The 4,519-nt window shown below is 40.3% G+C and carries 4 protein-coding genes and 1 pseudogene; all 5 read left to right on the top strand.

Annotated features, from left to right (window positions below):
• A partial coding sequence (locus IM322_RS08245) for an RNA-guided endonuclease InsQ/TnpB family protein (protein WP_287713171.1) occupies positions 1 to 598 on the top strand: 598 nt, incomplete at its 5' end.
• Between the two features lie 38 nt (positions 599 to 636).
• A complete protein-coding gene (locus IM322_RS08240; RefSeq protein ID WP_287673938.1) occupies positions 637 to 2,001 on the top strand; it encodes a UDP-N-acetylmuramoyl-tripeptide--D-alanyl-D-alanine ligase in 1,365 nt (454 codons plus the stop codon).
• A 7-nt stretch (positions 2,002 to 2,008) separates the two neighbouring features.
• Positions 2,009 to 2,959: a hypothetical protein gene (locus tag IM322_RS08235; RefSeq protein WP_287673940.1), complete on the top strand. Its 951-nt coding sequence runs from the start codon at positions 2,009 to 2,011 to the stop codon at positions 2,957 to 2,959.
• Positions 2,960 to 3,720: 761 nt separating this feature from the next.
• Positions 3,721 to 4,320, top strand: a complete 600-nt coding sequence (locus tag IM322_RS08230) for an IS607 family transposase (protein ID WP_287673942.1) — start codon at positions 3,721 to 3,723, stop codon at positions 4,318 to 4,320.
• Positions 4,286 to 4,519 (top strand): annotated as a pseudogene (locus IM322_RS08225) (RNA-guided endonuclease InsQ/TnpB family protein); the annotation flags it as partial. The gene IM322_RS08230 and the pseudogene IM322_RS08225, both read left to right, overlap by 35 nt.

The following is a 4,519-nucleotide window of genomic DNA, read 5'->3' as shown; positions in this document are numbered from 1 at the left end:
TCAAGGAAAGAAACAGTCTAAAAACTATCACAAGCAACGGATAAAAGTAGCTAGGCTTCATCTTAAAGTGTCAAGACAACGTAAAGACAAAGCAATTAAAGACGCTTTGGCGTTAGTCCAGTCTAATGATCTGGTAGTTTATGAAGCTTTAAAGGTAAGAAACTTAGTCAAAAACCGTAAGCTTGCCAAGTCGATTAGTGATGCTTCTTGGTATCAATTCACTGAATGGTTGAATTATTTTGCCAAGATTTATCGGATTGTCTGTGTTGCTGTACCACCGCATTTTACTAGCCAAGATTGTTCAGTTTGTGAGACGAGAGTTCAAAAAACATTAAGCACTAGAACTCATCAATGTCCCAATTGTCAAACAGTCTTGGATAGGGATCATAATGCAGCCATCAACATTCTTAAAAAAGGGTTGAAATATTTGGGAAATCATCTCAACGGTACTGTTGGGCAAACAGAAACCGACCCAAACGCCTTGGGAGAGTCCGGCCTCTGGATTCTTAATGGAGACATTGAGAATCTAAGTTGTCTCGTCGAGCAAGGAATTTCTAACAGCGATGTGGAAAGAATCCCCCGTCACAGCGTAGCTTGACGGTGGGAGTATGTTAATCCTAAGTATTTTTATTGTCTATGGCCTGTCATTTATCCCTCAATCAACTAGCTCAATTATTGTCCTTACAAGATAATGTTGACATAAGTTTTAGTCCCGATAGTTTAGTATCTGGCATTAATACTGATAGCCGTAGTATTGAGTCAGGACAAGCATTTTTGGCATTAAAAGGTGATAATTTTAATGGTCATGATTTTATCGATATGGCTATCGAAAAAGGAGCGGCGACATTGATTGTCGATCAGCCAGTTTCGGTAAATTCCTCTAGTAATATTCCTGTATTCCTAGTCCAGAATACCCTAGAAACCTATCAGCAATTAGCCCATTGGTGGCGGAATCAATTTACTATACCCGTGATTGCTATTACAGGATCAGTGGGGAAAACCACGACTAAAGAATTAATCGCTTCGGTATTAGCAACCCGGGGAAAGGTACATAAAACCCTGGCTAATTATAACAATGAGATCGGAGTGCCGAAAACTCTCCTCGAACTGGATGAAACTCACGATAGTGCCGTAATCGAGATGGGAATGCGGGGACGGGGAGAAATTGCCCTGCTCGCTCAAATCGCCCAACCGACGATCGCAGTGATTACTAATGTGGGAACCGCTCACATCGGTCGTTTAGGGTCGGAAGCAGCGATCGCAGAGGCCAAATGCGAGTTATTGGCCGAGTCTCCTTCTAGTAGTATAGCTGTTCTTAACTACGATCACCCTTTACTTACCGAAACAGCTAAACGGGTATGGCAGGGGGAAACAATTACTTATGGCTTCTCTGGCGGCGATATAGTCGGGGAATTACTGGATTTAACTACTTTACGAGTAAATGGACTAGATTTTAACTTACCTTTATCCGGTCGTCATCATGCTTTAAATTTTATGGCGGCCTTGGCCGTAGCGAAAATTTTAGGCATCGATTGGACTTCTTTGCAAGAGGGAATTAAAGTTAATTTACCCAGTGGTCGGGCCAAACGTTACCAATTAGCAACCGATATCCTACTCCTCGATGAAACCTATAACGCCGGTCTAGAATCAATGTTAGCGGCCTTGGATTTACTGAAAGCTACTCCCGGTCAGCGTCATATTGCTGTTTTAGGCACGATGAAGGAGTTAGGGTCTTTTTCGGAGCAATTACATCGCCAAGTCGGTGAGAGGGTGCAAAAACTAGGCATAGATCGCTTGTTTGTCTTGGTAGATGACCCGGAAGCTAAGTTTATTGCTGAGGCGGCTACTGGGGTCGATTGCGAATGTTTTCAAACTCACGCAGATTTAATTAATCGTTTAAAGGAAGTGAGCGATTTCGGCGATCGCATTTTATGCAAAGCTTCCCATTCCGTCGGTTTAAATCGGGTGGTGGAGGAGTTAATCAGTGATATTGGGAGTTAGGCAATAGGTGTTAGAGAAGAGAGCATTTTTTAGCAAGAATAGCCGATTAAAAACTGTTTTTTCAGCGATTTTAGTCCTAGTTTTCTTTTTTTCGGCCGCTCAAGTCTCTTTTGCCCAAGAATCGAGACGACTGGAGACTTATCTCCCGGATCTCAGTGGTTTAGCTTGGGTAGAAGCGGATATTTTTCTAGGGGTTCACGATGCCAAAAATAAGGGCAAAAACAGTGATCCGTCTCAACCAAGGCTGAGTCTTTTACAGTTACCTACCCAGGAAAAACCCCTATTATGGCAGGTTTTAAGGGTAGATTGGCCAAATCCAGAGGGATTAAGCAACGATCTCGAAAGTATTACTTCTATCCCGAAAACTAATTTATTTTTGTTGGCCGAAAGTGGTGGGGAAAAACCTTTTCAACGGCTGTTTTTAATAGCATATAACCAGCAAAAAGTCAAGATAGTTGAGCAAATAAATTGGCCAATTCCAGTGAAAAATGTAGAGGCGATCGCTGTTAGTCGGCAAGGCGATCGTTATCTATTTATCTACGCAGAACGGGCCGATAGTCAAGAGAGTACAAAGATTCGCTGGACGGATATCTCGTTCAATCCCTTAAAATTCGGGGAATTTCAGTCGGTAACTTTTCGGAGTCCTTTTGGTAGTGGTAAAAATATTCGCCCCATCTCCGATTTAGCCGTAGATAAGCAAGGTAATATCTACATAGCTTCCGCTTACGATCCAGATAGTGCGGGAGTGTTTAGAAGTGCTGTTTACCGTATTGGTCAAGTTAAAGCTGATAATAGCCTAATTATTGCCCCTAATCCCCAAAAAATTGCAGAAATCGACGGCTCCAAAGTGGAAGCGGTGACAACCAGAGAATCTCCTAGAGGTAAAATAGAAGTCTTTATCGGTACAGATGACGAGAATTATGGCGGTTTTCTGCGACCTTTGCTCTTAGATAATTAGCTAATCTGTACTGAATTTAAACTGCGTATTGGAATTTTTAGTACAAATGCTCGAACTTTCTCTCCCCACTCCCCACTTCCCTACTCCCTTCTCTCCAATAACTACTCGCAGCTAGAAGTCCGCTAGACCGCATCATACTTTGTGCTTTTTGTCAAAAAAACTTTTTTTTTGCAATAAAACTACACAAAAAAAAGATCATCGTTGTGGGTGAAATTGACTCATTTACCTGTCTTAATTAGGATGACCTTCTAGGTGTGGCAAGGGTTTCAACCGTTGCTGCCCAAAAAAGCACAAAAAGAGCCATTATGAAATTCCATAAAATCGCTGTTACCATCATAACATCGTTGTTAAATAAAAATCTTTCTCAATTAATTCTTAAGAATTTGTAAATATTGCGGAATGTTAATTTAAATATTCTCAAGTTTTTGGAGTTAATCAATAATTTTTGCTTATCTTTGTCCAACATTGGGTTAGGAGACAGTATTCAGGAGATAGGGTGGTCACTGCGTGCGCGTTGCGGGGGGATTTAGGGTTTTGGGGTTTTGGGGTTTTAGGGTGTTAGGGTTTTAGTTGAAATTCCCCCACTACCCCACTACCCCACTACCCAATTCATAATTCCCACTCTCCCCAACCCCTATTTTCCGTCTAAACTTTTGTATAGGGATAGTCTGGGAAAGTATTGTAAAGTTTTGTCAAAAATATACGCAAATAACAGCAAACGACTGCTACTGTGGTTAGTGCAAGTTTACCTTACAGTTCAAATGAAACTATCAGATTATGCCAAGAAAAAGGGGATCAGTTATGACACTGCTTGGAGGATGTGGAATCGAGGGCAGTTACAAGGAGAACGTCTTCCCACAGGAACAATTATTATTTTTGAAGATGACCGTTCAGTGCGTGAAAATAAAGTTGCTATTTATGCAAGAGTTTCTAGTTCAGAAAATAAATCTAACTTGGAGACTCAGGCGAAAAGATTAGAGGCTTATTGTACGGCGAAAGGCTATCAAATTGTCAGAGTAGTTAAAGAAGTAGGAAGTGGGGTTAATGACCAGAGAAAGCTATTATTAAAACTTCTAGAACAAACTGATTATAACTTGATTGTCGTAGAACATAAAGACCGATTGAGTAGAGTAGGGTTTAATTATTTAAAAGTTCTTTTAGCCCAAACAAACCGACACATAGAAGTAGTCAATTTAGCCGAGGAAAGAAAAGATGATTTAATGCCAGATTTTGTCAGCATAATCACTTCATTTTGCGCTCGACTGTATTCGATAAGACAAAGAACAAGAAAAACTGAATGTTTAATTAAGTGCTTGGAGGAAGATCATGAAATTAGTTCAAAGACATCTAATCAAATTTAATAAAAATGAATTTTTAGCATTGGATAAGTTGGCATTTTTATCAAAGAATCTCTATAACTGTGCTGTCTATTTAAACCGTCAAGCTTTCTTTTCACATCAGCCATTTCTAACCATGACTGAGTTACACCATGCTTTGAAAACAAGCGCAGATTATCAAGCGTTACCAGCTAAAGTAAGCCCGTTAGTATTAAAGCAAGTA

Origin of the sequence: Microcystis sp. M109S1, assembly GCF_020247025.1 — a bacterium.
GTDB lineage: Bacteria > Cyanobacteriota > Cyanobacteriia > Cyanobacteriales > Microcystaceae > Microcystis.
Note: the sequence above shows the minus strand (reverse complement) of the source record. Positions and strands in the feature narration are given on the sequence as shown.

Coding starts and splice junctions, on each gene's coding strand:
- IM322_RS08230 (WP_287673942.1), top strand. CDS start 3,721: ATGAAACTATCAGATTATGCCAAGAAAAAGGGGATCAGTTATGACACT.
- IM322_RS08240 (WP_287673938.1), top strand. CDS start 637: ATGGCCTGTCATTTATCCCTCAATCAACTAGCTCAATTATTGTCCTTA.